Raw genomic sequence first — 24,294 nt, 5'->3', positions numbered from 1 at the left:
AGGGAACTCCCGCTAGATCCGGGCCTCGATCACGCGGGTTTCCGGGTGGTGCTTGTCGATGTGCTTGAGGATGATCCTGAGGTTCTTGGTGTTTGAGCGGAACACAAGGTCCGCCGCGTCGCCCACCAGCGGGATCGCGCCAATCGCGGTGTCGAACAACACGTTCGCGCCCATCCGCGCCAGCTTCCATTTGGGCAAGCCAAGATTGCGCGCTTCCCAGATGATATAGGCGCCCATCGCGGTGGTCACGATCTCGCCCAGCACCGGCACCAGGCCGATCAGCGCATCCAGCCCGACCGGCATGTTGACGCCGGGGATGGTGAAACTGCGTTCGAGCAGCCTTTCCATCGCCACCACCCGCGCGCGCACCGATGCGGGATCGGTGCCGGTGGGCAGGGTGAAGGTCATCGGCTCGGGGCGGCGGGGCTGCTGCATTTCCATGCCCCTTAAGTGGTGGGCTCTGACAGCGGGAACAAGGGGTGCATCCCCCACACGTTGGGCAGGTAATTGCGGATTGTCCCGCGCACCAGCGACCAGCGCACGGGCGCGCCGAGCGGGATGTAGACCTCCCGTTCGACGAGTGCTGCATGGGCTTCGATGAGCAACTGTTCGCGCGCGGCGGCATCACGCTCGGTCAGGGACTGCCGGACGAGCTCGTCGGCCTTGGGTGCGCACAGGCCGGCATTGAGACCGCAATTGAACTGGTTGAGATACCAGCGCGCCGAGGTGTAGCGCGCCAGCGTGTCGCGCAGCTCCAGGTCGGCGGCCTCGCCCTTGCCGGCCCGGCGCACCGACACGCCAATCTCGCCCCAGGCCGATGCCAGTTCGCGCAGCAGGAGATCGCCCCCCGGCCCGGACGGCAGGGCAAGGCGCACGGTTGCCTCGCGCCCCGGCCCGACCCATGCGCTGACCCGCGCGGCGGCGGCGCGGCGGCGCGCCTCGATCGAAGCGCCGTTCCAGCGATCTTCGGGATAGGGGGCGTCGGTGAAGATTTCGGCGGGCACCACCCAGCTGCTTTCACGCCAGCCAGCGAGCCCGAAACTGCGGATCAGCGCCGTCCGGTCAATCGCCATCGACAGGGCTTCGCGCCGGGCGGGATCGGCGAGGAACCCGGTCTCCCGCCGCACCACCAGCCCCAGCAGGCCAAGCGCCGGGTCGACCTGGATCGTCCCGCGCGAGAGCGGCCCGACTTCGGCCAACGGGAAATCGACCAAGGTTCCGCCAAGTACCAGATCGACATCACCACCCGCGAACGCCGCCACGGCATTGCGCGCCGAGAGCGCCCGCACTTCGACCGGGCGGGCGATGTCCTCCCAATCCTCGCGCGCGGGCAGGCCGCGGGATTCGGGCGGAAGCGCCGTGAGCCGGGCGATCATGCTTTCCTCGTCGCGCGACATGGCCATCGGCCCTGCTCCGGTGCCGCCCCGCACCAGCCCGAGTTCGGGCTGGGCCAGCAGACGCAGGAAATCGGGCATGGGCGAGGAGAGCCGCACCTCGATGACCCGCCCGGTCATCGCCCGGATGTCGCGCACCTTGGCCAGATCGAGCCCCAGCGAGGTGCCGCGCAGCCTGGCGAGCCCGGCGCGCAATTGTTCGCGGACGTCAGCCGCAGTGATCTCGTCACCACCCGGCCAGGTGCTGTCGCGCAAGCGAAAGATATAGCTGAGGCCGTCCTCGGTCACGATCCAGCGTTCGGCGATGGCCGGAACCACTTGCCCCCCCGGATCAAGCGCAACCAGCCCTTCGCGGGTGGCAGCGTGCATGTGCTGCGCGGCCGGGGAAAGGCGCACGCCTTGTTCGAACGGATCGTCAGGCGTGCCGATCACCGCCACGGCGACCGGCCCGCCACCACCCGCCGGGCCGCAAGACCATGTCGCCAAGGCAGCAATCAGAGGAAACCAGAATCGCATCGCAGCCTGCCTAGCAGGTTGCAACGCGGCGGTCAGCTTGTGGTGGAACAGGCAGCGGGGCAAAGCCCGCAAGGCGTTCAGATCTTGCGCAGCGTGGTCGGCGCGGGCGGCGGCGGGGCCCGGTGGCTCCACAAGGGCTTGACGATGGCGGCCTCGTGACCTTCGGTGGACTGGAGCGGACGGCGCGCCTTCTGGGAATCAATTTCCTCATCGAATGCGACCCCGAAGCGATTGTCTTGCACCCAGGCAACGGTGCCGTTCACCGCGCCGACATTGCGCAAATCGACCACGACGCGGTGCCCGCGCTGAACGCGCAGCTGGCCTTCGCCCATCATCCCGCCATCCGAAAGGTTCCGCACCCGCACACGGTGGGTCTCCGCGCTTTGCTCGACCCGAATTTCGGCCAGCAAAAACAGGCTGTCGCGTGCGACACTGCGTGTCTCAACTCCTGTCATCTTAAGGATCGCCTCCTCAGCGGAATATCAATCAAGCAGATCAGATGGCGCAGCCTACGCTGCCACGCCACCATGCGCCACTGCTGGTGCGGCAGTCACAGTTAACGCGAGGTAAATTTTGGCCTTGGGAACCGTGGCTTGTGCTGATGCGTCCCAGCCCGGCACAGGGTTCCGAAGGGAGATTACCGCTCAATCGTCGCGCGAGATCTTTTCGCGCCGTTCGTGCGCTTCCTGCGCCTCGACCGTCATGGTCGCGACCGGCCGCGCGATCAACCGGCGCAGCCCGATCGGATCGCCGGTGACTTCGCAATAGCCATACTCGCCCGAGTCGATCCGGCGCAGCGCGGCGTCGATCTTGGAGACCAGCTTGCGCTGCCGGTCACGGGTGCGCAGTTCGATGCCCCAGTCGGTTTCGCTCGAGGCGCGGTCGGTGAGGTCGGCTTCGCGGATCGGGCCATCCTGCAAGGATTGCAGTGTTTGCCCGGCCGCAGAGTGGATGGAACGTTTCCATTCGAGCAGCAGCATCCTGAAATAGGTCTGCTGGCGCTCATTCATATATTCCTCGTCCTCGCTCGGGACGTAGTCCGGAGCCAGAAGGCGCTTGGCCTTTTCGAGGACATCGATGTCGTCAGACGCGGAAATTGGCATCAAGCTCTCTCATCCCGTGAGCCGCTGGGAAGACCTTCGCGTCCTGACGCCCTGAATTTTTTCATTGGCTCACTTGGTCCCAGCAAGCTGAAGCAATGCGCGCCCTATAGGCAAGGCCCCGAGACCGCACAAGCGGGTTTGGGAATGAAGTGGGGGCAAAAGCCGTGCCGCGACAAAGTGCAAGCGGCGTTAACTAATTTTTGACCATAACAGCCGCACTTCTTGTCGCACGGAAGGTCGCTTGGGGGCGATCTGGTGAGAGTGACGGGGACCAAATCATGACAATCATCGCAATCAGCGCGAAGGCTTCACGGAGTAACGAAGCGCTGCGGCACGCAGACAATGCGAGCGAGACCATGCTGGGCGCATGGCTGGCTGCGGCGAACCGGGGCCAAGTGGCGGCCTGCTTCGATCTGGGCGTGGCCTTCTCGACCGGCAGCAACGGCGCGACCTGCGATCTGATCGAGGCGCACAAGTGGTTCAATCTGGCTGCTGCACGCGGACATGAAGATGCCGCCCATTGCCGCGCCGATATCTCCGACGAGATGACCGCCCGCGAAATCGCCGAAGCCCAGCGCCGCGCGCGCCAGTGGCTCGCCGAAGGTCGCCAGCGCGCTGCGTAAGGCGGGTTAGTCGCCCTTCCTGAACGGCGTGCGGCTGCCGAGGTAGAGCTGATCGCTCGCCACGCCTGCCCGCTCGCGTTCGAGGAAGTCGGCGACCGCGCTGCGGAAGCCGGGATCGGCAATCCAGTGGGCTGACAGCGTCTGCACCGGCTCATACCCGCGCGCCAGCTTGTGTCCGCCTTGCGCGCCAGCCTCGACCCGCGCGAGGCCCCGGGCAATCGCAATGTCGATCGCCTGATAGTAACACAGCTCGAAATGCAGGAAGCGCACCTCGCGGGTGCAGCCCCAATAGCGCCCGTAAAGCGCGTCCTTGCCCACGAAATTGAGCGCCCCCGCAATCGCCGCGTCGCCATGATAGGCGAGGATCAGCACAATCCGGCTGCCCATGCGCTCGCCCAGCAGGCTGAAGGCCTCGCGGGTGAGATAGGGGCTGCCCCATTTGCGCGCGCCGGTATCCTGATAGAACACCCAGAAGGCGTCCCAATGCTCCTCGCGGATATCGGGGCCGGTGAGGTGCCGGATGGTCAGGCCCTCCACCGCCGCTGCGCGTTCCTTGCGCAAATCCTTGCGCTTGCGCGATGACAGCGCGGCGAGGAAGTCGTCGAAGGTCGCATAGCCCCGGTTGAACCAGTGGAACTGGATATCCGCGCGCGGCAACCATCCCGCTTCTTCAAACAGCGGCAATTGCTCGGGCGTGATGAATGTCGCGTGGGCCGAGGACATTCTGTTCTGGAGACACACCGCCTCCGCCCCCTTCAGCAGATGCGGGGCGAGGCTCGGGTCCGACAGCAGCAGGCGCGGACCGGTCGCCGGCGTGAAGGGGGCGGCGATCTGGAGCTTGGGGTAATAGCGCCCGCCCGCCCGGTGCCAGGCGTCCGCCCAGCTGTGGTCGAACACATATTCGCCCTGGCTGTGCCCCTTGGCGTAGGATGGCAGAGCGGCGAGCAGCTGGCCCGCATCATCCGTGATCGCAATCGGCGCAGGTTCCCACCCGGTGCCCGGGCCGACGCTGCCCGAATCCTCCATCGCGGTCAGGAATTCGTGGCTGACAAAGGGATTGTCGGTGCCGCCCAGCGCGTTCCAAGCGTCGCGGTCGAAGCTGCCGACAGAGGATGCGATGCGGACGGTGAGTTCGGAGGTGCTCACGCCAGCCCCGCCCCTTCGGCGATCAACGCATCCGCATGGACAAGTCCCGCCGCGCGCGTTTCGGGCGAATTGACGGTCCAGGTGAGCACGGGCAGCCCGCCCGCGCGCAGATCGGCAACCCAGCGGCTCGGCAGAGCGTTGATATGATAGGCGAGGAAATCGGGCTGGGCGATTCGCAGCGCCAGCTTGCGCCGCCAGGGTGTCTGGGTCTCGCCGCGCTCGTCCTCACGCATGACCAATCCGGCGCAGATGTGCGGCGCGCGCTTGCGAAGCCAGCGGGCGACACGCGGATCGAAGCTCATGACCGCCACCGGGCCGGGATAGGTTTCCAGCAGCCGGGCAACCGCCGTGCACGTCGCGTCGACATCATGACCGCGCTGCGATTTGATCTCGATCAGCAAGGGCACCCGGCCTGCAATCACGCCGAGAAACGTCGCCAGCCGCACAGGATGCTGATCCGTGCCGAGCAAGCTGAGCACCTCAAGCGCGTCAGCCGCGCGGCTCGCGACCATGCCGTCAGTGCCGGTCAGCCGCTCCAGCGCCCAATCGTGGAACACCATCGGCACATTGTCCGCGGACATCTGGATATCGCATTCGATCCCCAGGCCCGCCGCCATCGCGCCTTCCGCAGCCGCCAGCGAGTTTTCCGGCACGCCGTCCCGGTGCAACCCGCGGTGGGCATATTCCCACCCGGTCAACCATGCGGGAGCGCGCCCTGCCGTCATGCCTTGAGGGCGATAACCGCATCAACCTCGACCGCAGCGCCGCGCGGCAGAGCAGGGACGCCGACGGCTGCGCGGGCGTGCTGCCCGGCGCCGCCGAACACCTGCTCCATCAGATCCGACGCGCCATTGGCGACTTCGGGCTGGTCGGTGAAATCGGCGGTGCAATTGATGAAGGCACCCAGCTTGACGATCCGCTCGACCTGCTCAAGCAGGCCAGCCGCTTCCAACTGGGCGACGATCATCAAACCACAGGCACGGGCAGCAGCCTGACCATCGGCAACGCTGACATCGTCACCCAACCGGCCCTTGACCACCACGCCATCGACGAATGGGAGCTGTCCCGAAACATAGGCCATGCCGCCATGCACCACCACCGGCACATAGCTGGCAACAGGGGCTGCGGCCTTGGGCAAGGTGATGCCGAGTTCGGCAAGGCGTGCGCGGGTGGTTGTCATGTCGTTGTATCCTCCAGTCGATCCAGTAGCCACGGCAGGGCCTCTTCCCAGCGGTCAATCCGGGCTTCGGCGTGGCCTGATTTGTGCGCGCAATCAATCGCATGGGCAATCATCGGTTCGCCGCACAAGTGCAGCCGCGTAACATGCGGCGTGATCTCGGCAACCGAGGCATGGTGCTGCGCCAGATCGTCGATGAACAGCGCACGGGTCGGCGCATATTCATCAATGATCGCCTTCAGGGCCGGGCCTTTGGGGCCCTGATTGGTGAAAACGCGGGCGTTGATGCCGACCTTGGCGAGCTGCGCGGCGCGGGCATCGCGGTGGGCATCAACCAGATTGGTCAGAATGACGATATCGGCCTTCTCGGCAAGGGTGTTGATCCCCTCCACTGCGCCGGCAATCGGCATCTGGCTGTCCATCTCGTTGTCGAAGAAACTGCGCAGCATCTTCCAGATATCGGGCGGAGCGAGCAGTTCGCCACTTTCCTTCCAGCGCAAAGCCTCGGCGAAATTGTGGCCTTCGAGGTGGAAGCTCACGCCCTGCGATGCCTCCAGCCAATCCTTGAACGGGGCGACCATGTGCAGCAGCACTTCGTCGCAATCGGAGATAATCAGCGGGCGTGTCATGCTTGCAAAGCGTCCTTGGCGGCGACCAGTTCCTCAGGCGTGACAGCCAGAGCTTCGGCCGCGCGGATCAGATCGGGTTCGTGATTGGCGAGAAATTCGAGCGCGGAGGCAAGGATCATCGGATCGCCCAGCCCTGCCCGCAGAGAATCGGGATCAAGGCCGGTCAATTCAAGATAGCGCGCCGCCCTGTCCTCGCAGTCCAGCACCCAACCAAGCGCCGCCAGCGCCAGTGTCTGCGGGTTGACCGGCTCGGATGAGGGGCGAAGCGGGATTGTCCTGTCCTTCGGGCAAGGTTAATCGTAAAGGGGATGAATGCGGGGCGAGCAGTGACAAAGCGGATCATGGTTGTCGAGGATAATGACCTCAACCGGAAATTGTTCTGCGATGTGCTGCGCGCCAACGGCTTTGAGGTCGAGCCGGTGGCCGACGGCAATCTGGTGCTGCAAACCGCGCGCGATACCGCGCCCGATCTCATCATCATGGACATTCAGCTCGGCGGCATTTCCGGCGTCGATCTGATCGAAGCGGCCAAGCGCGATCGCAGACTTGCGGGCATTCCGGTGCTGGCGGTGACGGCCTTCGCCGCGAAGGGCGACGAGGAGCGGATTCGCGCTGCGGGCGCGGAGGGCTATCTCTCCAAGCCGGTCTCGATCGGGCCGTTCATGAGCGCCGTCAACGCGCTGGTCTGACCATTACCCCCGCGCAGCAAGCCAAGCGCGGCTGGTGCGGGCGCATTCGCGGGCGCGTTCATTGAGGTCCGGGAAAGCATCGCGCAGCGCGGCTGACCGTTCCTCGATGGCCATCGGCAGGTGATCGGGCAACGCATCGACCATCGCGGCGAGCGGCAATCCGCCGTGGCCCAGCGGCATCCGGCGGTTGATCGCATCATCAATGATCGCGTCAAAACTGGTGAGGTCCGGGCCGTCCGCTGGCGCGTCGCAGGGCTGGCAGTAGCTCAGCCATTCGCGCGGGATCGCTGCAAGGTCTGCGGCGGTTCCGCCCGAGCGCGACCAGTGCAGCGTGTCGACCAGCAAGGCCTTGGCCTCACCCTCGACCGCTTCGAGAACGGCGCGGGCCATGTGGATCGTCTTCACTTCGGTGAAGATGCCGAATTCGAGATTGACGCGCACGTCGGTGCCCTTGGCCGCGTCGACCATCGCCTGAAACTTGGCGGTGGTGGCGGCCATGTCGGGGTCGCTGGACACGCACAGCAGGTTCCTGGCACCGATTTCAGCGGCGATATGGACCAATTCGGTCAGCCACGGATCGGGCGCTCCGGGCATGATCCAGGCGACTTCGAGGTCGAGCAGTTCGACGCCCGCATCCCTCGCCTGTGCGCGGATCGCGCGGGTGGTGGCGGAAGTCCAGGCCTCGCGCTCGGCCCACATCCCGCCGAAGTCGAAATCGCTGGCGGCAGCGGCTTCGATCAGCTGCGCCGGGCTAGCTTCCGGCATGATCCCGGCGGCAAGCGAGATCAGGCGGCGGGCCATTAGAGCGTCTGGCCGTCGTCGAGCACGAAATCGGTGCCGGTGACAAACTCGGAAGCGTCCGAGCACAGGAACAGCATCATCGCGTCGAGCCCCTCTTCGCCCATCAAGCGGCGCTTGGGGAATTTCGCGATCTGCTTCTTGCCGGGTTCGGTATCGAACCAGACATCATTGATCGCGGTGCGGATGTATCCGGGGGAGACGGTGTTGACGTTGATCCCGGCCCGCGCCCATTCGCGCGCCAGGGTGCGGCCCGCCTGCACCACGCCGGCCTTGCTGGCGGCATAGGCGACGAGGCCGGGAGATGGTTCGGTCGCGGTGATCGAGGCGATCAGCACGATCCGCCCGTTGGGGACGCCCTGCGCCATCATCCGCTTGGCGCCCTCGCGCGCGGTCAGGATTGCGCCTTTCAGGTTGATCGCGAGGGTCTGCTCTATGTCCTCTTCCGAGATAGTGGTGGCCATCCCCGCGCCGTCCACTCCGGCATTGGCGATGACGGTGTCGACCGGGCCGAACGCTGCTTCGGCTGCGTCGAACCCGGCGATGATGTCGGCTTCCCGCGCGACATCCATCTGAACGGCAGAGGCTGCCGGGCCGATTTCGGCGGCGAGCGCGGCGAGCCGATCCGCCCGCCGCGCGCCCAGCGCCACATTCGCGCCGCTCGCCGCAAGGATGCGCCCGAAGCGGGTGCCGAGGCCCGAGGACGCGCCGGTGATGAGGGCCGTGCGCCCGGAGAGGTCGAAGGAGAAGCTCATGGGTCTTTCAGTCTTTCGTCATTGCGAGGAGCGAAGCGACGCGGCAATCCATGACCGAACCGTGCCGTCTGCGGAACCCTCGGTCCATGGATTGCTTCGCCTTCGGCTCGCAATGACGAAGGGGGCTACTTAACAGTCGGCAACTCTCCGTTCACATACTTCATCAGCGTCGTCTGGAAATGCCGCACGCGGCTGTCCTGATAATGACCGAGCTCCATCAGCCCGTCCTTCATCGCCTTCATGCCTTCCTGCACATAGGGCAGGTTCGCCATGTCCTGATCGAACACCTGTGCAAGGCCAGCGCCCATCACGTCGGTCGCCCAGGCGAAGGGTTCGTCATCGGGGATCTTCGTCATTGCCACCGCACGCGGGCGCGGTTGGCCCTTGGGGGTGGGGAACAGCAGGCGGATTTCCATGGTGCACCAGTCCGGCGTGTCGCCCGGCAGCCAGCGGTACACCAGCGTCGGCAGGAAGCCGATCCATGGCGAGAAATTGGGGAAGATGTTGTAGGTGAAATTGTCGAGGATCTCGGTGTCCGAGGCGTCCGAATAGTCATAGCCATACTGCTCGGCAAAGCCCTTGCGGCCCGCATCGGCGAGCACCTTGCGCGCGCCCAGCGGATCGTCGGCGACGTAGGCATCGTCGGTGCCGCTGGCGTTGAAGCGGCGGTTGGTGCTGGCATCGCTGCCGCCCGAAAACTCGTTCATCTTCTCGAGCACGTAGTCCGAATTCTTGCCCTTCACGTGCGGGCTGAGCACGCCCGAGGGAGTGATCGCGCGGTTGAAGTGATCGCCGATCAGATCGTAACGGGTGTTGGCATCGCCAAGGAAGGGCAAAAGCTGCGGGTGGGTGGTGATCGAGTGCCAGGCTTCCATGAAAGCTTCGGCGGTCGCCTTCCAGTTGGCGGGAATCCGCTTGTGCACCCACATGCCGGTATAGCGGTTGGCGAAGTCATACTTCTCGTAATGCGAGGCGGCCGGGCCAAGCCAGGTCTTGAAATCGGGCAAGGCATGGTTCTCGGTGATCATCACGAAGCCCTGCCACAGCTCGACGCGGGCCTGCGGCAGGTCCATGTCCTTGCCTTCGAGGTGCTTGAAGTCCCACGCGCAGGGGATTTCCTTCAAGGACCCGTCATTGCGCCAGGTGAAGCCGTGGAACGGGCAGCGCAGCTGCACCGACTGGCCGCTCTCGGTGCGCAGCTTGCGGCCGCGGTGGAGGCAGGCGTTGTAGAAGGCCTTCACCCCGCCGTCCTTCTGGCGGATCAGCAGGAAGCTCTTGCCGGCGATGTCGAACACCACGGTGTCGCCCGCGTCCGGCATTTCGTCCTCGCGCGCGGCGAAGAGCCAGACATTGGGCCACATCTTCTCGCGCTCCAGACGGGCGAAGTCCTCCGAGATATAGGGCGCCACCGACAGCGGCTCGTCCCCCATTTCGATCGTGGTTTCCTCGAACAGGTAATCGGGCGGACGCCGCGTGTCGCCGTTGAGCATGTCGGTGTAGCTGATCCCCGGGCAGCGATCAGCGCGGGCAATATCCTTGATCTCGTTCATCGGCCTTCGATGTCCTTTCGGGGGTGTCCCCGTCCTCATCCTCGCACTTTGTGCAGTGTCTCGTGCAGGGAATATCACACAGTCTCGGCGAGGGGTCACCCTAGCGGATTGGAGAGGAAAATGGCTTTGCCGGGAAAGATCGCCGCGCTGGGCGACATCATGCAGCTGGCTTTCGTGCCGGAGGATTTCGATGCGGCGGTGGCGCATTGGACGCAGGTGATGGGCGTCGGGCCGTTCTTCATCATCGAGGGTATCCACCTCGATGGCATGAAATATCGCGGCCAACCGACTGATGCGGTGTTCGATCTGGCGCTGGCCTATTGGGGCGACCTGCAGATTGAGCTGATCCGTCCGCGTGACGAGCACCCGTCGATCTATCGCGGCGAATATGGGTCGACCGGCAACGGGTTGCACCATGTGTGCATTCTCGTCGACGACATTGCCGAAGCGCGCCGGGTTTGCGACGAGGCGGGCGCGGAAGTGGTGATCGAGGGCAATTTCGGCACCAGTCAGGTGATCTATGTCGATGCCGGGGGCGGGCCGGGGACGCTGGTGGAGATTCTCCAGCAGGCGAAGGATGGCCCGGACCTGTTCGGGATGATCAAGGCGGCGGGTGTGGGCTGGGATGGCAGCGAGCCGCTCAGGAAACTGGGATAAGTGGGGACGGCTCGGGCATCGGGAACGCCCCTCCCCGCCCCGGGCTTGACCCGGGGTCCCGCTCTCTTGCTTCCTAAGTGAACCGCTGAAGAAGGAATAGCTGGGCCCCGGGTCAAGCCCGGGGCGGGGGAATGAAAATCAGTCGCTGGCTCCAAGATACCCCAGCTGACCCGCCTTGAAGATCGTCTGTGCGCGGTTCACCGAGTCGAGCTTCTCGCCCGCGCGGTGGATGTGGTAGCGGATCGTGGCGTGCGACCGGTTGAGGATCATGCTGATCTCCTTGTCGGTCTTGCCGATCGCGGCCCAGCGCAGGCATTCCACCTCGCGCTTCGACAGCACGCAGTCCGACGGGATGCGCCGCTTGGTGCGGTTGGCCTGCACATAGCCCGCAACGAAGCAGCGGGTGACCATCGCGAACAGCGCGCCATATTCGGCGAATTCAGCCGAGAGATCCTCCTTCTCGCGTTCCATCGAAATGAAGCTGCTCGCCGAAATCTGGCCGAACGGCAGATGCACCGGCACCACGATGGCAGCCTTGCACAAGGAGCGCTTTTCGAAGTCGTTGAGGTCGATCTCGGCGAGATAATGATTGCGCCAGCGGGTGTTGAAGCCATGCTGGTTCACCCAGAAGGGCTCGCTTTCATAGCGGCAGGCGCGCGGCAGGGGTGAATGGAGAGCCAGGCGGTGATCCTCCCACCAGCGCGCGCCGTCATCCAGCCAGCGGAAGATGTCGGCATTGAGGATCGTGCCGTCGGCATCGACCATCGGTTCCTTGGAGGAAATGTCATCGCACACTGCGATCTGCATCCCCCGCTCCTGCGCGATGCGCGCGAGGTTCTGCGCAGCATCATGAATATCCTCGGGGCAGGTGATGGTGACGGAATCGAGCAGCCGTTCAAGCGACTCGCGGCCTTGCGGCGTGCGCAGTTCGACAACATTAGTAGCCATTGTCAGGCCTTGCTCCTCTCATTGTTTTCTGATTCGGGACACTAGCGCAATTTCTGCGTTTGTCCTCATTATTTACGTAGGGGAAACGACCGGCCGGCGGGGCTAGCGAAAGTGACAAAGGAGAGTGCAGTTCATGGCTTTTGCGGGCGCGAATTTCGGGTTGGTCCTGAAAGCTTTGGCAGCGGCAGTCCCACCCGACCGGCCTGCGCTGGTTCACGGCGCGCGGGTGGTAAGCTGGGGTGATTTCGATGCCGTGACCGACCGGATCGCCGTCGGGCTGAGAGCACGCGGATTGCAGTGCGGTGACATCGCCGGGCAGATGCTGCGCAACACGCCGGACTATATGCTCGCCTATTTCGGCTGCGTGAAAGCGGGGCTGGTGCCGGTCAATGTGAATTACCACTACAAGGCCCGTGAGCTCGCCGACATATTCTCGCGCTTCGGGCTGAAGGCGCTGTTTACCGAGAGCGACTTTGCCGGTTCCGCTGCCGACGCGATGCCCGAGGGCGCTTTAACCGTGGACGTCGGCAGCGATGCCTGGGCTGACCTGTGCGCCGGCGATATCCCCGCAGGCTTCGCCATCCACGATGATCCCGAAGCCCTGTTCCTGACCGCGACCGGCGGGACGACCGGAATGCCCAAGGCGGTCATGTGGCCGATGGATCAGGCCTGGGGCGCGTTCAATATCGGGGTATGGCAGCGCCCGCCCGGCACGCCGCCACTGGTGACGACGAGCCTTGATGAACAGGTGGCTGAAGCTGCCCGGATCGGCCCGGATCATCCGGCGAGCACTTCGCCGATGCTGCTGCTCTCCCCGCTGATGCACGGCGCAGGACAGTTCACCGCGGTGATCCACCTGCTCAAGGGCGGTACGTTGGCGCTGCTGCCGGGCCCCAAGTTCGATGCCGATCTGGCGCTGGACGAAATCCAGCGCATTGGTGCGCGGGGGATTTTCATCGTCGGCGATGCTTTCGCCATGCCTCTGGCCGACCGGTTGGATGCGCGGGGCGATGGTGCGGAGGTGCTGGCGAGCCTGCGCTCGATCACCTCGTCAGGCGCTGTGTTCTCGCCCGCGGTGAAAGCCCGTCTGATCGCGCATCATCCCTCGCTGATGATCGTCGACGCCTTGGGTTCGTCGGAAAGCTCGGGCACGGGCATCGTCATCACCACGGCCGCCGGATCGAGCGGCGGGGGCAAGTTCCAGCCGCTGCCCGGGCGCGAGACCAAACTGTTCGACGAGAACCTCAAGGAAATCCCGCGCGGCACCGAAGGCGTCGGCATCGTCGCACGCACCGGCCCGTTGCCGCTGGGTTATCTCGGCGAGGACGAGAAAAACCGCCAGACCTTCCCCGAGATCGGCGGCCAGCGCTGGCTGATGACCGGCGACCGCGCGCGCTGGGCATCGGACGGCACACTCGAATTCATCGGCCGCGACAACATGTGCATCAACACTGGCGGCGAGAAGGTCTTTCCCGAGGAGGTCGAAGCCGTGCTGCTCGAGCACCCTCAGGTGCAGGACGTGCGCGTCGTCAGCCTGCCCGATGCGCGGTTCGGGCGCAAAGTGGTGGCGGTGGTCCAGCCCGAAGGCGACGCCGAGGGCCTGCGTGAGGCGCTGGATGCCCATGCCCGCGCCGGGCTGGCTGGCTACAAGATCCCACGGCTCTACCTGCTGACCGACACCTCGCTACGCCTCAACAACGGCAAGCCCGACTACAAAACCGCCCAGGCCCTCGCCGATGCAGCGGTGACCTGAGTTCGGGCGCAAGCGTCAGGCAAACCGCGCCGCATATTCCACTGCGAATGTGATCGCCGTGAGGGTCAGGCCGGTCATGAAGCTTGTGTAGGCATAGGCGAGGAATTTGTACTTCTTGCGCTGGAGCACTTGCCCGTTCTGGTAGATGTCATGCAGCATCGCGCGGAACAGGGTTTCGTCGGCGCGCAAGTCGTCAAGCACGCTGTCGGTCCATTCGGCCTCGTCCATCTGGGTGAAATAGCCAAAGAACAGCTTGTTGTGATCACGATTGCTGTTCTGCCCCCGGTCCGGACCGCTGACCGACGGCAGCACGGCGAACACCGCGCACATGGCCGAGACGAAAGCGAACAGCGCCAGCACGCCCAGCGACCATGGCAAGGTGCCATCCCGCGCCTGTCCCACAGCGATGGTGAAGACGAGGAACGTCGCTCCCATCAGGATCGAAGCCTTGGTGTCGGCCATCTGGCTCAGCATCATGTTGATTTGCTGGGTGGTGCGCAGCAGATGGATCGCGTGGCTCGAAAATCCCGGGGACGATGGCAGTACAGGCGATGCCTTGATCGGTTCAGCCTGCGGTAAATCTTCGGCCATCATATCCCCCCGGACAGGCCGCCTCGCCCCTTGCGGCGCGGCGAAAACTTGACAAGCTGCATCATCCGCCGCTTTGCAGCCGTATTACGGGGTGATAGCCCCCCCGACAACCGACGCACAGAAAGCATAGCTGCCCATGACCCCCGCCGAAGTCGAAGATCGTATTCGCACCCTGATCGAACCCTTCAACAAAAAGGGCGTCACCATCGCAGACGCGACCACCTTTGCTGGCGATCTCGAGTTCGACAGCCTCACCGTGATGGATTTCGTCGCCGAGATCGAGGACGAATTCGACGTGATCATCTCCATGAACCAGCAAGCCGAGATCGAAAACTGGGGCCAATTGGTGGCGGCAGTCCACAAGCTGCAGGATAGCTGATAATGGCAACCGCCATGAACGACATGACCACCGCAGCCGAACCGGTCGACCTGCTCGCCAAGTTCGATCCGATCATCCAGACCCGCGAGCAGCTGCTGGCTGCCGGGGTGGAAGATCCGTTCAACCTCGTCATGGAGCAGGTGCTCTCGCCCACCCGCGCGATCTGCAACGGGCGCGATACGATCCTGCTCGGCACCTACAACTACATGGGGATGACCTTCGACGATGACGTGATCGCCGCAGGCAAGCAGGCGATGGAGGATTTCGGCGCGGGGACGACCGGCAGCCGCGTGCTCAACGGCACCTTCCGCGATCACCGCGATGTCGAAGCCGCCTTGCGCGATTTCTACGCCATGGACCACGCCATGGTCTTCTCGACCGGCTACCAGGCCAATCTCGGGATCATCTCGACGCTGGCCGGCAAAGGTGACTACATCATCCTCGACATCGATAGCCATGCTTCGATCTGGGATGGCTGCGCGATGGGCAATGCCGAGGTCGTGCCGTTCAAGCACAACGACGTCGAGGCGCTGGAGAAGCGCCTCAAGCGCATCCCCGAAGGCGCGGGCAAGCTGGTCGTGCTTGAGGGCGTCTATTCGATGATGGGCGATGTTGCGCCGCTCAAGGACATGGTCCGCATTGCCAAGGAAAACGGCGCGATGGTCCTGGTCGACGAGGCACACTCGATGGGCTTCATCGGCGAACATGGCCGCGGTGTCGCCGAAGAGCAGGGCGTGCTTGACGACGTCGATTTCATCATCGGCACCTTCTCCAAGAGCGTCGGGACCGTCGGCGGCTTCTGCGTCTCGAACCACCCGAAATTCGAAGTGCTGCGCCTCGTGTGCCGCCCCTATGTCTTCACCGCCGCGCTCCCGCCCAGCGTCATGGCGAGCTCGGCGACCTCGATCCGCAAGCTGATGCACGGCGGAAACAAGCGCGCGCATCTGTGGGAGAACAGTCGCACGCTGCACAAGGGGCTGCGCGACCTGGGCTTCCAGCTCGGCACCGAGACCCCGCAGAGCGCGATCATCGCCGTCATCATGCCCGAGCTCGAAAAGGGCGCGATGATGTGGGAGGCGCTGCTGAAGGAAGGCCTCTACGTCAACCTCGCCCGTCCTCCGGCGACGCCTGCGGGCATGACCTTGCTGCGCTGCTCGCTGTGCGCAGAGCACTCGGCCGAGCAGGTGCAGACCATCCTCGGCATGTTCGAACGGGCCGGGAAGGCGATCGGAATTATCTAAGTCTATGAGATAAAACGATTTGTCCTGCAAATTTGCGTTTTCCGTATTTTGCAGGATAAATGCTGCCTATGGCCGCTGGAATCACCGCTTTCACCGACGAGCAGCTGCGCGCGCTGATCAACCTTCGGCCGCGCTATGAAAACCAGATCGAGGCCGAGCGTGAGCTGGCACGCATGCCCTACAATCTGGTGCGCAAGCAGAGCGCCGGGCGGGAATACCTGTATGAAGTGACCGACCGGGCCAATAACGCAAAGAGCCTCGGGCCGATGACGCCGGAGCGTGAAGCGCAGCTCGAAGACTACCACTCCGCAAAGGCTGCCTTGAAGGCGCGCGTGACGGCCAGCAGGAAAGGCGTCGATGAAATCGCGCGGCTCGCCCGTCCGCTGCGTTTGCCGACTTTTCCCGCCCCCGCAGGCGCAATCCTGCGCGAACTTGACCGGCGCGGCCTGCTTGACGGGACGCTTTTGGTGGTGGGAACCAACTGCATCCCTGTCTATTCGCTCGAGGCGGCAGGGGCCATTGCCGATGCACCGGCCGAGACTGAGGATTTCGATCTCGCCTGGGCCGCCGAAACCGTGGCAGAGGATGCCGCACTCTGGAACGCATTGAAGGCCGTCGATCCGACCTTCACTATGAATGCGGAACGCGAATTTCAGGCGCGCAATCGCGAGGCTTACGAGATCGAGTTACTGGTCGCGCCGTCGCGGGTGGCCACCATGAGCCCGCGCGAAAAGCCGCGCCCGATTCCGCTGCCCGAACAGGAGTGGCTGTTGCTGGGCCGCCCCGTTGATCAGGTGATACCTTGCCGCGACGGCAAGGCGGCGCGCGTGGTCGCGCCCGATCCGCGGTGGTTCGCACTCCACAAGCTGTGGCTGGGCAGTCAGGACAAGCGCAATCCGCTGAAGCGCCGCAAGGATATTCAGCAAGGCAACGCCGTCCTTGCCGCCGTGGCCGAGGCGATGCCGCACTACAGGCTCGATGCGGATTTCGTCGCATCGATCCCGCCGGAGCTTCAGCCCTATTGGCAGGCGTGGACAACGTCGCGGGGGCGCTGAGCCCACTTTCAGTGGATCGCGATGATCCCGTCCACCGCGCGCCATTCCTGCGGGCCGATCAGGTGCTTGTGCGCAACCCGCACCGAATGGAGCACCGCATCGATCTCGCGCCGCCAGAAGGCCAGGAAGCGATCGAGCTCGGGGAACTGCGGCGCGACATCATACTGCTGCATCACGAATTGCTGCAGCAGGCTGCGGTGATCGGGCATATAGTAATGGATCTGGACCGTCGTCAGGCCGTAGCCTGCCATCTGTGCCAGAAACGCGCGGTCTGTCGTCATCACTCCTCCTCGCAAACGACATGAAGAAAAGCTTGATCTGAAAATCGCACGAATCCGTGGGTCGTCAATGGGTCAATTGCCAGATGGCCACACAATCCTCCGCCGGTAGCGCGTGACTGTGATAACCAGAATGGTTATTTATCTTGACATCGTCACGCTATATGGTTAGAAAGGGGCATCGTCGAGAAATTGCGATTCGCCAGCAGGCGGCCCTCCGATCGGGAGAGCCGCCTTTTTAGTCTGTGCGCGAGGAGAACCCGACATGGCCCATGCCAAGCGCGTCACGATCCGGCCGAGCCTGCGGCAGGGCGAGGCCGATCACGTCAACAAGCAATGGCGCACGACATTCCTCGACCATCTGGCCGAAAGCTCCAATGTCACCACTTCCGCGGCCGCCGCGGGGATCAGCCCGGGCCGCGCCTACAAGGTGCGCCGGGAAGACCCCGAATTTGCGCGGCAATGGGGCGTGGCCTTGGCCGAGGGCTACCTGCATCTCGAAATGGACGTCGTGCGGCGCTTGCGCGAAGGCGACACGAAGACGGCCGACGAGGGCAAGTTTGACTTCGCCAATGCCATCCGCCTGCTCGCAGCGCACCGAGACACTGCCGCCCGCGGGGCCAGCCAGGTGCGCGATGTCAGTGCCGAGGAAGTCCGCGCCTCGATCGACCGCAAGATCGAGGACATCCGGCGGCGCATGGCGCGCCAGGATGCAGCCAAGGGAAAATTCGGATGAGCGAGCCGTTCGAATGGATGATCGACAAGGACAACGAAAAGGGTCCCAAAGTCCGCCATGCCCTCAGCGAAAAGCTCGATCAGACGGAACGGAACGCCTTCGAATATCTCTGGGACTATGTCGCCCGGCCCGAGCAGCTGCCGCCAGAGGGCGACTGGCGGGTGTGGATGATCATGGCGGGGCGTGGCTTCGGCAAGACCCGCTCGGGCGCTGAATGGGTGCGGATGATCGCCGATGCCAACCCTGATGCCCGCATCGCGCTGGTCTCGTCCTCGCTGGCCGAGGCGCGCGCGGTGATGGTCGAGGGTGAAAGCGGGTTGATGGCGATCTGCCGCCCGGGGCACAAGCCGGTGTTCGAACCCTCGCTCCACCGCATCCGCTTTGCCAGCGGGGCGCAGGCGCAGCTGTTCTCCGCCGCCGAGCCCGAATCGCTGCGCGGGCCCCAGCACAGCCACGCTCCCGGGTCAGGCCCAGAAGGAGTTTTTCGTCAACCAGGCCCTTTGCCTGCTCGACGCCTTGCACCCGCGCGCTGTCGCGGCTTCTCAGACCGAACCGCCGCAGAGCCCGTATGAAGGTGACTGCTTCCGAGTCACCGCCCCGGCTGCGGGCGTGTGGGCCGGACACGCGGGCAAGCTCGCGGTATGAATCGGCGGGGATTGGCACTTTGTCGCACCGCGTGAAGGCCTGCAGGTGTTCGACCGGTCGGCGGGACACACCATCATCTACCAGTCAGAGTGGGAAAGCGCCGCCGCTCCTGCGGAGCTTGCCGGCGGAACCATTATCGACACCCAAGCCCGGGCCGCCATCACGTCTTTGATACAGGCGTTGCTGGCCATGGGCATACTGGCAACTGAAGCGCCTTAAACACACAGATTGGCGGAATCAGGCCTGTTTTACGATTGCATTTTTGTCCACAGGCATGTCTTCGCGACATTCTTGCAACACCAATAGGCCATTGATTGCTTGCCTCATGCAAGGGGAAAAGATAGAGACGGCCGGTGCCTCAAGTCCAATACAAAGGGGAATTTTAGAATGCGCAAACTCGTCATTGGGATGGCGATGGCTTCGACCGCGCTGACCACACCTGCCATGGCCCGTGAAGGCCAGTGGTACATTCAGGGTGATGGCGGCGTCATGCTCGTCGAAGACCAGAGCCTCGATGTTAACGGTGTCGCCGACAACGCGGTTGCCAACTATGACACGGGTTACGATTTCGGCGGTATCGTAGGCTACGATTTCGGTGCGTTCCGCCTCGAAGCTGAAGCCAGCTATCGCGCAGCGGACCTGAGTGATGTGCAGGCTGGCAACCAGGGTCTTGTGGTTGTTCCGCAGACCGCCGGTTCCAGCACGTTCACCGGGACCCGTATTGCGGCCGGCGAAGTCAATGCGCTGAGCTTCATGTTGAACGGCCTGTTCGACTTCGGCTCCGATGATGGCATCCAGGCCTTCGCTGGCGGTGGTGTCGGTGTGGCCCGCGTCGATATGGAAGGCCGCGTCAATCAGCAGGGCCCGGGCGTGTGGAACGATTCGGACACTGGCTTCGCGTGGCAGCTGCTCGCAGGCGTTCGCGCTCCCCTGAGCGATTCGTGGGACGTCGGTCTGAAGTATCGCTACTTCAACGCTCCCGACGTGGGTCTCGTCGACCCGATTGGCCGCTCGCTGGAAACCAAGCTGAGCAGCCACTCGATCCTCGGCTCGATCACCTACAACTTCGGTGGCGAAGCTCCGCCGCCGCCGCCCCCGCCGGTTGTGGCTCCGCCGCCCCCGCCGCCGCCCCCGCCGCCGCCCCCGCCGCCTCCGCCGCCCCCCAAGGCTGCGTGCAACACGGGTCCGTATGTGGTGTTCTTCGACTTCGATAAGTCGGACATCACCCCGCAGGCTGCGAGCATCCTCAATAGCGCCGTCACCGCTTACGCGAACTGCGGCACTGCCAGCGTGATGCTGGCCGGTCACACCGACCGTGCGGGTACGCCGAAGTACAACGTGGCTCTGGCCGAACGTCGTAACGCTGCTGTCAGCGCGTACCTGAGCGGTCGCGGTATCCCGGCTGCTCGCATCACTGGCGAAGCCTTCGGGGAAACTAAGCCGCGGGTGCCGACCGCCGACGGTGTGCGTGAAGCGCAGAACCGCCGCGTGGAAGTGACCTACGGCCCGGGTTCGGGCATGTAAGTCACTGTTCCCAAGGAACATGAAGAGGGGCCGGAGCAATCCGGCCCCTTTTTTGTTGCGCGCCAATCAGGCGAAGGGTCGAAGGCGGCCATGGCTGTCGGCAGGCTCGCCCCTTGGCGCCGCCCGTCGATGGGGCCGATGGGGTGAAGTACTACTCTTTGGTAAGGGCACCGGGCAGGGCCGAGCCTCGCATAGCCGCGCCCGTTCTAGCGTGAACCATCGGACCCCAACGCCATGATTCGCCATGCCGACAGTTCAGGCGGCGCGCGCTGTCACCATCACCGGGAGCGGAGTTGGCCGGCCCAGCCGCCCAACTCCGCCCCTGAATTACTCGCCAGCGGCGGCCCGCGCTCGCTCCGCCATGGTCGCCTCGGCCTGTGGCAGGGTGCGATAGGCGTAGATCAGCAGCGCTAGCGAGATCGGCGCCACCCCGATCAGCGACAGAACACCGATCCGCATGCTCCCGCTCAGCTCGGAAATCTGCCCGACCATATAGGGGCCGAGCCCAAGCCCGACCAAGGTTGTCGCGAGGAAGAAGGAGGCCGTCGCCGTGCCCCGCATCCGCGGCAGCACCAGATCCTGCGTCGTCGCAGCAGCAGCCCCCAGCGCGGTGGCCGCGAACATCCCCGCGAGGAAGTTCATCAGGTAGAACAGGACGGGGACCTCGGTCGTGAAACCGATCCAGATCGGAATGACCGGCGCGACAATGCCGAACATGATAACGAGGATCCGCCCCGACGGATTGCGCGACCGCAGCCAATCCGACAGCCGCCCGCCGAGAATCACCCCAAGAAAGCCCGACACCGCACCACTGCCGCCCAGCACGAAGGCCAGTTCGTCCTTGGGCAGTTTGAGCACGGTCTCGGCATAGGGTGCCGACCAGAAGGCCAGTGCATAGGCACCGAGCGAGACCAATCCATAGCCCAGCGCCGTGCAGATGAAAGCGGGAGTGCCCCAGATCAGGCTGAAGGTCGCCGGATCGTGCCGGCGCAGTGTCGATGCCCAGGAAAACACCGCATAGTAGCCGAAGGCGATCGAGGACCATTGCGGCAGATTGCCGGTCAGCTCGATCATGATCAGCGCAAAGCCAACCATCGCCGCCGCCATCGCGATGTTGACCACCGCCGCCATCGGGCCCCGGCGCATCGCGTGGTACAGCGTGAACGGTGGCAGCAGCATCGACAGGTCGATGAAGAAATCGACCAGTGGATGACGCCCGCCCGCCGTCTCGACGGCGGGCCGTGCCGGTTCACGCAGCGAAGCAACCCAGATCGCAAGCAGGATGCCCGGAATCCCCACGGCGAGGAAAGCAGCCTGCCAACCCACCAGCCCGCCGATCCCACCGCCCGGATAGGCCGCGTCCCACACCTTCGAAATCTTGGCTCCGATCAGCAGCGACACCCCGCCGCCGAGATAGAGGCCCGAGGAATAGATCGCCAAGGCCGTGGCACGCTTTCGCGCCGGGAAATAATCCGAAATCAGCGAATAGGCCGTCGGGCTGGCCGTCGCCTCGCCCACGCTGACGCCCATGCGCGCCAGTGACAGGGTCAGATAGTTGCGCGCAAAGCCGGACAGCGCCGTCATCGCCGACCACAGCAGCAAACCGAGAGTCAGCAAGCGCACCCGGTGCCAGCGGTCCGCCAAGCGGCCCAGCGGAACGCCGAACAGCGCATAGAACACGGCAAAGGCCGCCCCGCCGAGAAAGCCGAGCTGGCCGTCAGTCAGCTGAAGATCGCGCTTGATGTCGACCGCCAGGATCGAAAGGATCTGCCGGTCGATGAAGTTGAGGATATAGACCACAACCAGCACCCCGAGCACATACCAGCTGTAGGCGGGGACGGAATCCTCGCTGCGGCTCTCGGCCGCTTCGGCTTTATCGCTCAATGCTGATCCCCTATCCCGGATGCTCTGTTTATCGACCGGCGCGTAACAGGCCGATCACGCCTTATAGCGCGTGCTATCGACAATCCCCGCCTCGGCAAAACCCTTTTTCCTGAGGCGGCACGAATCGCATAGCCCGCAAGCGAGCCCCTCGGGCGTCGGATCGTAACACGACCAGCTCCAGGCCGGATCAAGCCCCAGTCGCGCACATTCGCGGGCGATGTCGGCTTTGGTCATGTGTTGCAGGGGCGCGTGGATCGTGAAAGGTGCGCCTTCGACCCCGGCTTTGGTGCCGAGCCGCGCGGTTTCCGCAAAACTCGCGATGAATTCGGGACGACAATCGGGATAGCCCGAATAGTCGAGCGCATTGACGCCGATGAACACATCGCGCGCGCCCGCTGCTTCAGCGCAGGCGGTGGTGAGCGCAAGAAACACGAGATTACGGGCCGGGACGTAGGTGACCGGAATGTCGTCCCCCACCCCGCCCTTGGGCACATCGATCGCATCGGTGAGCGCCGATCCGCCAAATGCCCGCAGATCGAGCGCGATTGGGGTGTGGCGGACAAGCCCCAACTGATTGGCGATGCGCGCAGCGGATTCCAGCTCCAGTCGGTGACGCTGCCCGTAATCGACCGTCAGCGCATGGACCGCAAATCCGGCTTCCTGCGCCAGCGCTGCCGTCACCATCGAATCCAGCCCGCCGGACAGCAGCACCACCGCCATCGGCTGCGCGCGCGTATGTTCAGAACCGCTCATGCCGCGCACCTAACACGCACGCGGACAAAGGCAATCGCGGCGGGTTTCAGCAATCGCCGGTGCGGCGCGCTTCAGCGGTCAGTTGGAACGGCATGCCACTATGGATGCCCTGGCTTTCGAGCTGCACCAGCGCGCCCGTCTCGCGGCGGATGCTGGTGCGGCCATAGCCGTTGCCCGGGCAGGTATACTGCACCGTGACGCGGGTGGCGCCATCTTCGACCACGAACTGGCTGCACCCGCTTTCCCGGTGCATCAGCTGGATCAGCTCCGCCCCTGACTTGACGCAGATCTTGCGATCCCGCGCCACGCCGCGCTGCTTGATGGTCCACTCGCCCTTGGTCAGCGTGCCGAGCATCGCAAGGCCATTGCCCTGCGCCACGACCGGCACGGCAAACCACAGCGCCGCCCCGGCCGCCATCACCCCCAACGCAAGTACGCGCATTCTGCTGTCGGTTTGATCGGTCATGCCTGTCCTCATGGCAGCTTTCTGTCCCGCCCCATTGCACATTTTGGCCTAAATACGCGTGACGTGGTGATTTTTTCGACGAAACGTCAGATCGATAGCGTGAAAATGCGCGAACAGAAGGCGCAGTCGACCGCGATCCGGCCATCGGGGCCGCGCATCTCTTCCTGTTCATCCGGCGGGAAGCGCGCGATGATCGTTTCGTAATGCGCCGCGCTGCACCGGCATCCGCGGGAGAGTGCCGCACCGGGCACGACCCGGACCTCGTCTTCCTCATGGAACAATCGCCACGCGATCGCCTCCAGCGAGAGCGACCGGTCGAGCAGTTCGTCATGGCTGATCGAGCCCGCCATCACCGCAACATGCTCCCAATCGGGGTGGTCGAGGCGGACATGCAGCCGTTCGCGCCCCTCTTCGCCGTCGGCCAGATGCTGGATCAGCAGCCCTGCGGCCATCCGCCCGCCTGCACCGGCGCGGCTGGCGACGCGAATCAGCGTGGGGATTTGTTCGGACTGGCTAAAATAGCTCTCACACGCTTCGGCGAGGCTATCGCCTTCCAGCGGAACGATCCCCTGATAGCGTTGCTTACCCTCGGTCTCGAACGTGATTGCGAGATAGCCTTCGCCAAACAATGTCTGGAGCGCGGGATTGGACCCCAGCTTCGCGAGCCGTTCAGCATCGAAATCCACATAGCCGCGCACCGCGCCGTCGCGATAGTCGACCACCAGCAGCTTCACGATCCCGCCTTGGGTCTGCGCCTGCATTGTGAGCTGCGCGGCCTCGCCCTTCAGCAGTCCGCCCATCAGCGCGCCCAGCACCAGCGCTTCGCCCAGCAGGTGCGTGATTGGCGCGGGGTAATCATGCGCCGAGAGCACGTGCTCCAGCACGCTGTCCATCCGCACGATTCGCCCACGCGCGCTGCGGCCAGGCAGGGTGAAGCCCAGCAGGGTGTCGGCGAAGGTCTCGGTCATGTTGGTCGTGTCAGTCATGTCGGGCCATATGGGGAT

31 protein-coding genes are annotated in these 24,294 nt (G+C 64.4%); 12 read left to right on the top strand and 19 right to left on the bottom strand.

Features of this window, described 5'->3' with window-relative positions:
* Positions 1–12: 12 nt before the first annotated feature.
* The 4 genes from ACLBKT_RS17100 to dksA all read right to left on the bottom strand — a co-directional run bounded on the left by ACLBKT_RS17100 (position 13) and on the right by dksA (position 3,013).
* Entirely contained in the window at positions 13–441 is a 429-nt protein-coding gene (locus ACLBKT_RS17100) for a DUF4112 domain-containing protein (RefSeq protein WP_410184183.1), read from the bottom strand.
* A gap of 5 nt (positions 442–446) precedes the next feature.
* On the bottom strand, positions 447–1,910 hold the full coding sequence (locus tag ACLBKT_RS17095; RefSeq protein ID WP_410184182.1) for an ABC transporter substrate-binding protein: 1,464 nt from the start codon (positions 1,908–1,910) through the stop codon (positions 447–449).
* Between the two features lie 77 nt (positions 1,911–1,987).
* Positions 1,988–2,365 carry a PilZ domain-containing protein gene (locus ACLBKT_RS17090; RefSeq protein ID WP_410184181.1) on the bottom strand — a complete coding sequence of 126 codons (378 nt, stop codon included), beginning with the start codon at positions 2,363–2,365 and terminating at the stop codon, positions 1,988–1,990.
* Positions 2,366–2,554: 189 nt separating this feature from the next.
* The gene (gene dksA, locus ACLBKT_RS17085; RefSeq protein ID WP_410184180.1) at positions 2,555–3,013 is read right to left on the bottom strand and encodes an RNA polymerase-binding protein DksA; all 459 of its coding nucleotides are present in this window, start codon (positions 3,011–3,013) and stop codon (positions 2,555–2,557) included.
* A 278-nt stretch (positions 3,014–3,291) separates the two neighbouring features.
* On the opposite strand from dksA, the gene ACLBKT_RS17080 reads away from it, so the two are divergent.
* Positions 3,292–3,636: a hypothetical protein gene (locus ACLBKT_RS17080; RefSeq protein WP_410184179.1), complete on the top strand. Its 345-nt coding sequence runs from the start codon at positions 3,292–3,294 to the stop codon at positions 3,634–3,636.
* A 6-nt stretch (positions 3,637–3,642) separates the two neighbouring features.
* On the opposite strand, the gene ACLBKT_RS17075 is transcribed toward ACLBKT_RS17080, so the two are convergent.
* Genes ACLBKT_RS17075 through ACLBKT_RS17055 form a run of 5 tightly spaced genes read right to left on the bottom strand, consistent with a single transcriptional unit; the run spans position 3,643 to position 6,818 of the window.
* On the bottom strand, positions 3,643–4,782 hold the full coding sequence (locus ACLBKT_RS17075; protein WP_410184178.1) for a GNAT family N-acetyltransferase: 1,140 nt from the start codon (positions 4,780–4,782) through the stop codon (positions 3,643–3,645).
* Positions 4,779–5,507: a glycerophosphodiester phosphodiesterase family protein gene (locus ACLBKT_RS17070; RefSeq protein ID WP_410184177.1), complete on the bottom strand. Its 729-nt coding sequence runs from the start codon at positions 5,505–5,507 to the stop codon at positions 4,779–4,781. The genes ACLBKT_RS17075 and ACLBKT_RS17070 overlap by 4 nt, the downstream gene beginning before the upstream one ends.
* Complete coding sequence (locus tag ACLBKT_RS17065) at positions 5,504–5,962, bottom strand: RidA family protein (protein WP_410184176.1); 459 nt, start codon at positions 5,960–5,962, stop codon at positions 5,504–5,506. Before ACLBKT_RS17065 ends, ACLBKT_RS17070 begins: the two co-directional genes overlap by 4 nt.
* Positions 5,959–6,588 (bottom strand): HAD family hydrolase, encoded by a 630-nt coding sequence (locus tag ACLBKT_RS17060; protein ID WP_410184175.1) that lies wholly within the window; start codon positions 6,586–6,588, stop codon positions 5,959–5,961. Before ACLBKT_RS17060 ends, ACLBKT_RS17065 begins: the two co-directional genes overlap by 4 nt.
* Positions 6,585–6,818 carry a DUF3572 family protein gene (locus tag ACLBKT_RS17055; RefSeq protein WP_410184210.1) on the bottom strand — a complete coding sequence of 78 codons (234 nt, stop codon included), beginning with the start codon at positions 6,816–6,818 and terminating at the stop codon, positions 6,585–6,587. Before ACLBKT_RS17055 ends, ACLBKT_RS17060 begins: the two co-directional genes overlap by 4 nt.
* A 96-nt stretch (positions 6,819–6,914) precedes the next feature.
* Here ACLBKT_RS17055 and ACLBKT_RS17050 point away from each other — a divergent pair, with 96 nt between their 5' ends.
* Positions 6,915–7,277, top strand: a complete 363-nt coding sequence (locus tag ACLBKT_RS17050; RefSeq protein ID WP_410184209.1) for a response regulator — start codon at positions 6,915–6,917, stop codon at positions 7,275–7,277.
* Between the two features lie 3 nt (positions 7,278–7,280).
* On the opposite strand, the gene ACLBKT_RS17045 is transcribed toward ACLBKT_RS17050, so the two are convergent.
* The 3 genes from ACLBKT_RS17045 to ACLBKT_RS17035 all read right to left on the bottom strand — a co-directional run bounded on the left by ACLBKT_RS17045 (position 7,281) and on the right by ACLBKT_RS17035 (position 10,380).
* Positions 7,281–8,078 (bottom strand): sugar phosphate isomerase/epimerase family protein, encoded by a 798-nt coding sequence (locus ACLBKT_RS17045; protein WP_410184174.1) that lies wholly within the window; start codon positions 8,076–8,078, stop codon positions 7,281–7,283.
* Positions 8,078–8,830, bottom strand: a complete 753-nt coding sequence (locus ACLBKT_RS17040; protein WP_410184173.1) for an SDR family NAD(P)-dependent oxidoreductase — start codon at positions 8,828–8,830, stop codon at positions 8,078–8,080. The genes ACLBKT_RS17045 and ACLBKT_RS17040 overlap by 1 nt, the downstream gene beginning before the upstream one ends.
* 125 nt (positions 8,831–8,955) lie before the next feature.
* A complete protein-coding gene (locus ACLBKT_RS17035) occupies positions 8,956–10,380 on the bottom strand; it encodes an aromatic ring-hydroxylating oxygenase subunit alpha (protein WP_410184172.1) in 1,425 nt (474 codons plus the stop codon).
* Between the two features lie 120 nt (positions 10,381–10,500).
* Here ACLBKT_RS17035 and ACLBKT_RS17030 point away from each other — a divergent pair, with 120 nt between their 5' ends.
* The gene (locus tag ACLBKT_RS17030; protein WP_410184171.1) at positions 10,501–11,037 is read left to right on the top strand and encodes a VOC family protein; all 537 of its coding nucleotides are present in this window, start codon (positions 10,501–10,503) and stop codon (positions 11,035–11,037) included.
* A 138-nt stretch (positions 11,038–11,175) separates the two neighbouring features.
* On the opposite strand, the gene ACLBKT_RS17025 is transcribed toward ACLBKT_RS17030, so the two are convergent.
* Positions 11,176–11,985, bottom strand: a complete 810-nt coding sequence (locus tag ACLBKT_RS17025; protein ID WP_410184170.1) for a helix-turn-helix transcriptional regulator — start codon at positions 11,983–11,985, stop codon at positions 11,176–11,178.
* A gap of 133 nt (positions 11,986–12,118) precedes the next feature.
* Here ACLBKT_RS17025 and ACLBKT_RS17020 point away from each other — a divergent pair, with 133 nt between their 5' ends.
* The gene (locus ACLBKT_RS17020) at positions 12,119–13,738 is read left to right on the top strand and encodes an AMP-binding protein (protein WP_410184169.1); all 1,620 of its coding nucleotides are present in this window, start codon (positions 12,119–12,121) and stop codon (positions 13,736–13,738) included.
* A 15-nt stretch (positions 13,739–13,753) separates the two neighbouring features.
* On the opposite strand, the gene ACLBKT_RS17015 is transcribed toward ACLBKT_RS17020, so the two are convergent.
* Entirely contained in the window at positions 13,754–14,329 is a 576-nt protein-coding gene (locus ACLBKT_RS17015) for a Pycsar system effector family protein (protein WP_410184168.1), read from the bottom strand.
* Positions 14,330–14,465: 136 nt separating this feature from the next.
* Between ACLBKT_RS17015 and ACLBKT_RS17010 the strand changes: the two genes are divergently transcribed.
* The 3 genes from ACLBKT_RS17010 (at position 14,466) to ACLBKT_RS17000 (ending at position 17,004) form a co-directional block, all read left to right on the top strand.
* Positions 14,466–14,708, top strand: a complete 243-nt coding sequence (locus ACLBKT_RS17010; protein ID WP_410184167.1) for an acyl carrier protein — start codon at positions 14,466–14,468, stop codon at positions 14,706–14,708.
* A gap of 2 nt (positions 14,709–14,710) precedes the next feature.
* Entirely contained in the window at positions 14,711–15,949 is a 1,239-nt protein-coding gene (spt, locus tag ACLBKT_RS17005; protein WP_410184166.1) for a serine palmitoyltransferase, read from the top strand.
* A 68-nt stretch (positions 15,950–16,017) separates the two neighbouring features.
* Positions 16,018–17,004 (top strand): GSU2403 family nucleotidyltransferase fold protein, encoded by a 987-nt coding sequence (locus ACLBKT_RS17000; RefSeq protein WP_410184165.1) that lies wholly within the window; start codon positions 16,018–16,020, stop codon positions 17,002–17,004.
* A gap of 8 nt (positions 17,005–17,012) precedes the next feature.
* Here ACLBKT_RS17000 and ACLBKT_RS16995 read toward each other — a convergent pair whose 3' ends face one another.
* The gene (locus ACLBKT_RS16995) at positions 17,013–17,285 is read right to left on the bottom strand and encodes an usg protein (protein ID WP_410184164.1); all 273 of its coding nucleotides are present in this window, start codon (positions 17,283–17,285) and stop codon (positions 17,013–17,015) included.
* A gap of 262 nt (positions 17,286–17,547) precedes the next feature.
* Between ACLBKT_RS16995 and ACLBKT_RS16990 the strand changes: the two genes are divergently transcribed.
* The 5 genes from ACLBKT_RS16990 (at position 17,548) to ACLBKT_RS16970 (ending at position 20,187) form a co-directional block, all read left to right on the top strand.
* On the top strand, positions 17,548–18,018 hold the full coding sequence (locus tag ACLBKT_RS16990) for a hypothetical protein (protein ID WP_410184163.1): 471 nt from the start codon (positions 17,548–17,550) through the stop codon (positions 18,016–18,018).
* On the top strand, positions 18,015–18,590 hold the full coding sequence (locus ACLBKT_RS16985; RefSeq protein ID WP_410184162.1) for a terminase large subunit domain-containing protein: 576 nt from the start codon (positions 18,015–18,017) through the stop codon (positions 18,588–18,590). Before ACLBKT_RS16990 ends, ACLBKT_RS16985 begins: the two co-directional genes overlap by 4 nt.
* Positions 18,535–18,663: a DUF2793 domain-containing protein gene (locus tag ACLBKT_RS16980; RefSeq protein ID WP_410184161.1), complete on the top strand. Its 129-nt coding sequence runs from the start codon at positions 18,535–18,537 to the stop codon at positions 18,661–18,663. The genes ACLBKT_RS16985 and ACLBKT_RS16980 overlap by 56 nt, the downstream gene beginning before the upstream one ends.
* Before the next feature lie 45 nt (positions 18,664–18,708).
* Positions 18,709–18,882, top strand: a complete 174-nt coding sequence (locus tag ACLBKT_RS16975; protein ID WP_410184160.1) for a hypothetical protein — start codon at positions 18,709–18,711, stop codon at positions 18,880–18,882.
* A gap of 168 nt (positions 18,883–19,050) precedes the next feature.
* Positions 19,051–20,187, top strand: coding sequence for an OmpA family protein (locus ACLBKT_RS16970; protein ID WP_410184159.1), 1,137 nt, complete (start codon positions 19,051–19,053; stop codon positions 20,185–20,187).
* A gap of 327 nt (positions 20,188–20,514) precedes the next feature.
* Here the strand turns inward: ACLBKT_RS16970 and ACLBKT_RS16965 are convergent, their stop codons facing one another.
* The 4 genes from ACLBKT_RS16965 to ACLBKT_RS16950 all read right to left on the bottom strand — a co-directional run bounded on the left by ACLBKT_RS16965 (position 20,515) and on the right by ACLBKT_RS16950 (position 24,276).
* Positions 20,515–22,071: a spinster family MFS transporter gene (locus ACLBKT_RS16965; RefSeq protein WP_410184158.1), complete on the bottom strand. Its 1,557-nt coding sequence runs from the start codon at positions 22,069–22,071 to the stop codon at positions 20,515–20,517.
* A gap of 54 nt (positions 22,072–22,125) precedes the next feature.
* Positions 22,126–22,824 carry a 7-cyano-7-deazaguanine synthase QueC gene (queC, locus tag ACLBKT_RS16960; protein ID WP_410184157.1) on the bottom strand — a complete coding sequence of 233 codons (699 nt, stop codon included), beginning with the start codon at positions 22,822–22,824 and terminating at the stop codon, positions 22,126–22,128.
* A gap of 46 nt (positions 22,825–22,870) precedes the next feature.
* Entirely contained in the window at positions 22,871–23,290 is a 420-nt protein-coding gene (locus ACLBKT_RS16955; protein WP_410184156.1) for a DUF3617 domain-containing protein, read from the bottom strand.
* 86 nt (positions 23,291–23,376) lie between these two features.
* Positions 23,377–24,276 carry an Hsp33 family molecular chaperone HslO gene (locus tag ACLBKT_RS16950; RefSeq protein WP_410184155.1) on the bottom strand — a complete coding sequence of 300 codons (900 nt, stop codon included), beginning with the start codon at positions 24,274–24,276 and terminating at the stop codon, positions 23,377–23,379.
* Positions 24,277–24,294 lie beyond the last annotated feature (18 nt).

The organism is Erythrobacter sp. W302b (assembly GCF_046452395.1).
Taxonomy (GTDB): domain Bacteria; phylum Pseudomonadota; class Alphaproteobacteria; order Sphingomonadales; family Sphingomonadaceae; genus Erythrobacter.
Note: the sequence above shows the minus strand (reverse complement) of the source record. Positions and strands in the feature narration are given on the sequence as shown.

Bases quoted from the DNA above. Each gene is read 5' to 3' on its own strand.
- ACLBKT_RS17030 (WP_410184171.1), top strand. From the start codon at position 10,501: ATGGCTTTGCCGGGAAAGATCGCCGCGCTGGGCGACATCATGCAGCTG.
- ACLBKT_RS17010 (WP_410184167.1), top strand. From the start codon at position 14,466: ATGACCCCCGCCGAAGTCGAAGATCGTATTCGCACCCTGATCGAACCC.
- ACLBKT_RS17100 (WP_410184183.1), bottom strand. From the start codon at position 441: ATGGAAATGCAGCAGCCCCGCCGCCCCGAGCCGATGACCTTCACCCTG.
- ACLBKT_RS16985 (WP_410184162.1), top strand. From the start codon at position 18,015: ATGAGCGAGCCGTTCGAATGGATGATCGACAAGGACAACGAAAAGGGT.
- ACLBKT_RS17015 (WP_410184168.1), bottom strand. From the start codon at position 14,329: ATGGCCGAAGATTTACCGCAGGCTGAACCGATCAAGGCATCGCCTGTA.
- ACLBKT_RS17080 (WP_410184179.1), top strand. From the start codon at position 3,292: ATGACAATCATCGCAATCAGCGCGAAGGCTTCACGGAGTAACGAAGCG.
- dksA (WP_410184180.1), bottom strand. From the start codon at position 3,013: ATGCCAATTTCCGCGTCTGACGACATCGATGTCCTCGAAAAGGCCAAG.
- ACLBKT_RS17025 (WP_410184170.1), bottom strand. From the start codon at position 11,985: ATGGCTACTAATGTTGTCGAACTGCGCACGCCGCAAGGCCGCGAGTCG.
- ACLBKT_RS16955 (WP_410184156.1), bottom strand. From the start codon at position 23,290: ATGACCGATCAAACCGACAGCAGAATGCGCGTACTTGCGTTGGGGGTG.
- ACLBKT_RS17045 (WP_410184174.1), bottom strand. From the start codon at position 8,078: ATGGCCCGCCGCCTGATCTCGCTTGCCGCCGGGATCATGCCGGAAGCT.
- spt (WP_410184166.1), top strand. From the start codon at position 14,711: ATGGCAACCGCCATGAACGACATGACCACCGCAGCCGAACCGGTCGAC.
- ACLBKT_RS17035 (WP_410184172.1), bottom strand. From the start codon at position 10,380: ATGAACGAGATCAAGGATATTGCCCGCGCTGATCGCTGCCCGGGGATC.
- ACLBKT_RS17090 (WP_410184181.1), bottom strand. From the start codon at position 2,365: ATGACAGGAGTTGAGACACGCAGTGTCGCACGCGACAGCCTGTTTTTG.
- ACLBKT_RS16970 (WP_410184159.1), top strand. From the start codon at position 19,051: ATGCGCAAACTCGTCATTGGGATGGCGATGGCTTCGACCGCGCTGACC.
- ACLBKT_RS17060 (WP_410184175.1), bottom strand. From the start codon at position 6,588: ATGACACGCCCGCTGATTATCTCCGATTGCGACGAAGTGCTGCTGCAC.
- ACLBKT_RS17020 (WP_410184169.1), top strand. From the start codon at position 12,119: ATGGCTTTTGCGGGCGCGAATTTCGGGTTGGTCCTGAAAGCTTTGGCA.
- ACLBKT_RS17040 (WP_410184173.1), bottom strand. From the start codon at position 8,830: ATGAGCTTCTCCTTCGACCTCTCCGGGCGCACGGCCCTCATCACCGGC.
- ACLBKT_RS16995 (WP_410184164.1), bottom strand. From the start codon at position 17,285: ATGACGACAGACCGCGCGTTTCTGGCACAGATGGCAGGCTACGGCCTG.
- ACLBKT_RS17065 (WP_410184176.1), bottom strand. From the start codon at position 5,962: ATGACAACCACCCGCGCACGCCTTGCCGAACTCGGCATCACCTTGCCC.
- ACLBKT_RS17000 (WP_410184165.1), top strand. From the start codon at position 16,018: ATGGCCGCTGGAATCACCGCTTTCACCGACGAGCAGCTGCGCGCGCTG.
- ACLBKT_RS17095 (WP_410184182.1), bottom strand. From the start codon at position 1,910: ATGCGATTCTGGTTTCCTCTGATTGCTGCCTTGGCGACATGGTCTTGC.
- ACLBKT_RS17070 (WP_410184177.1), bottom strand. From the start codon at position 5,507: ATGACGGCAGGGCGCGCTCCCGCATGGTTGACCGGGTGGGAATATGCC.
- queC (WP_410184157.1), bottom strand. From the start codon at position 22,824: ATGAGCGGTTCTGAACATACGCGCGCGCAGCCGATGGCGGTGGTGCTG.
- ACLBKT_RS16950 (WP_410184155.1), bottom strand. From the start codon at position 24,276: ATGACTGACACGACCAACATGACCGAGACCTTCGCCGACACCCTGCTG.
- ACLBKT_RS16990 (WP_410184163.1), top strand. From the start codon at position 17,548: ATGGCCCATGCCAAGCGCGTCACGATCCGGCCGAGCCTGCGGCAGGGC.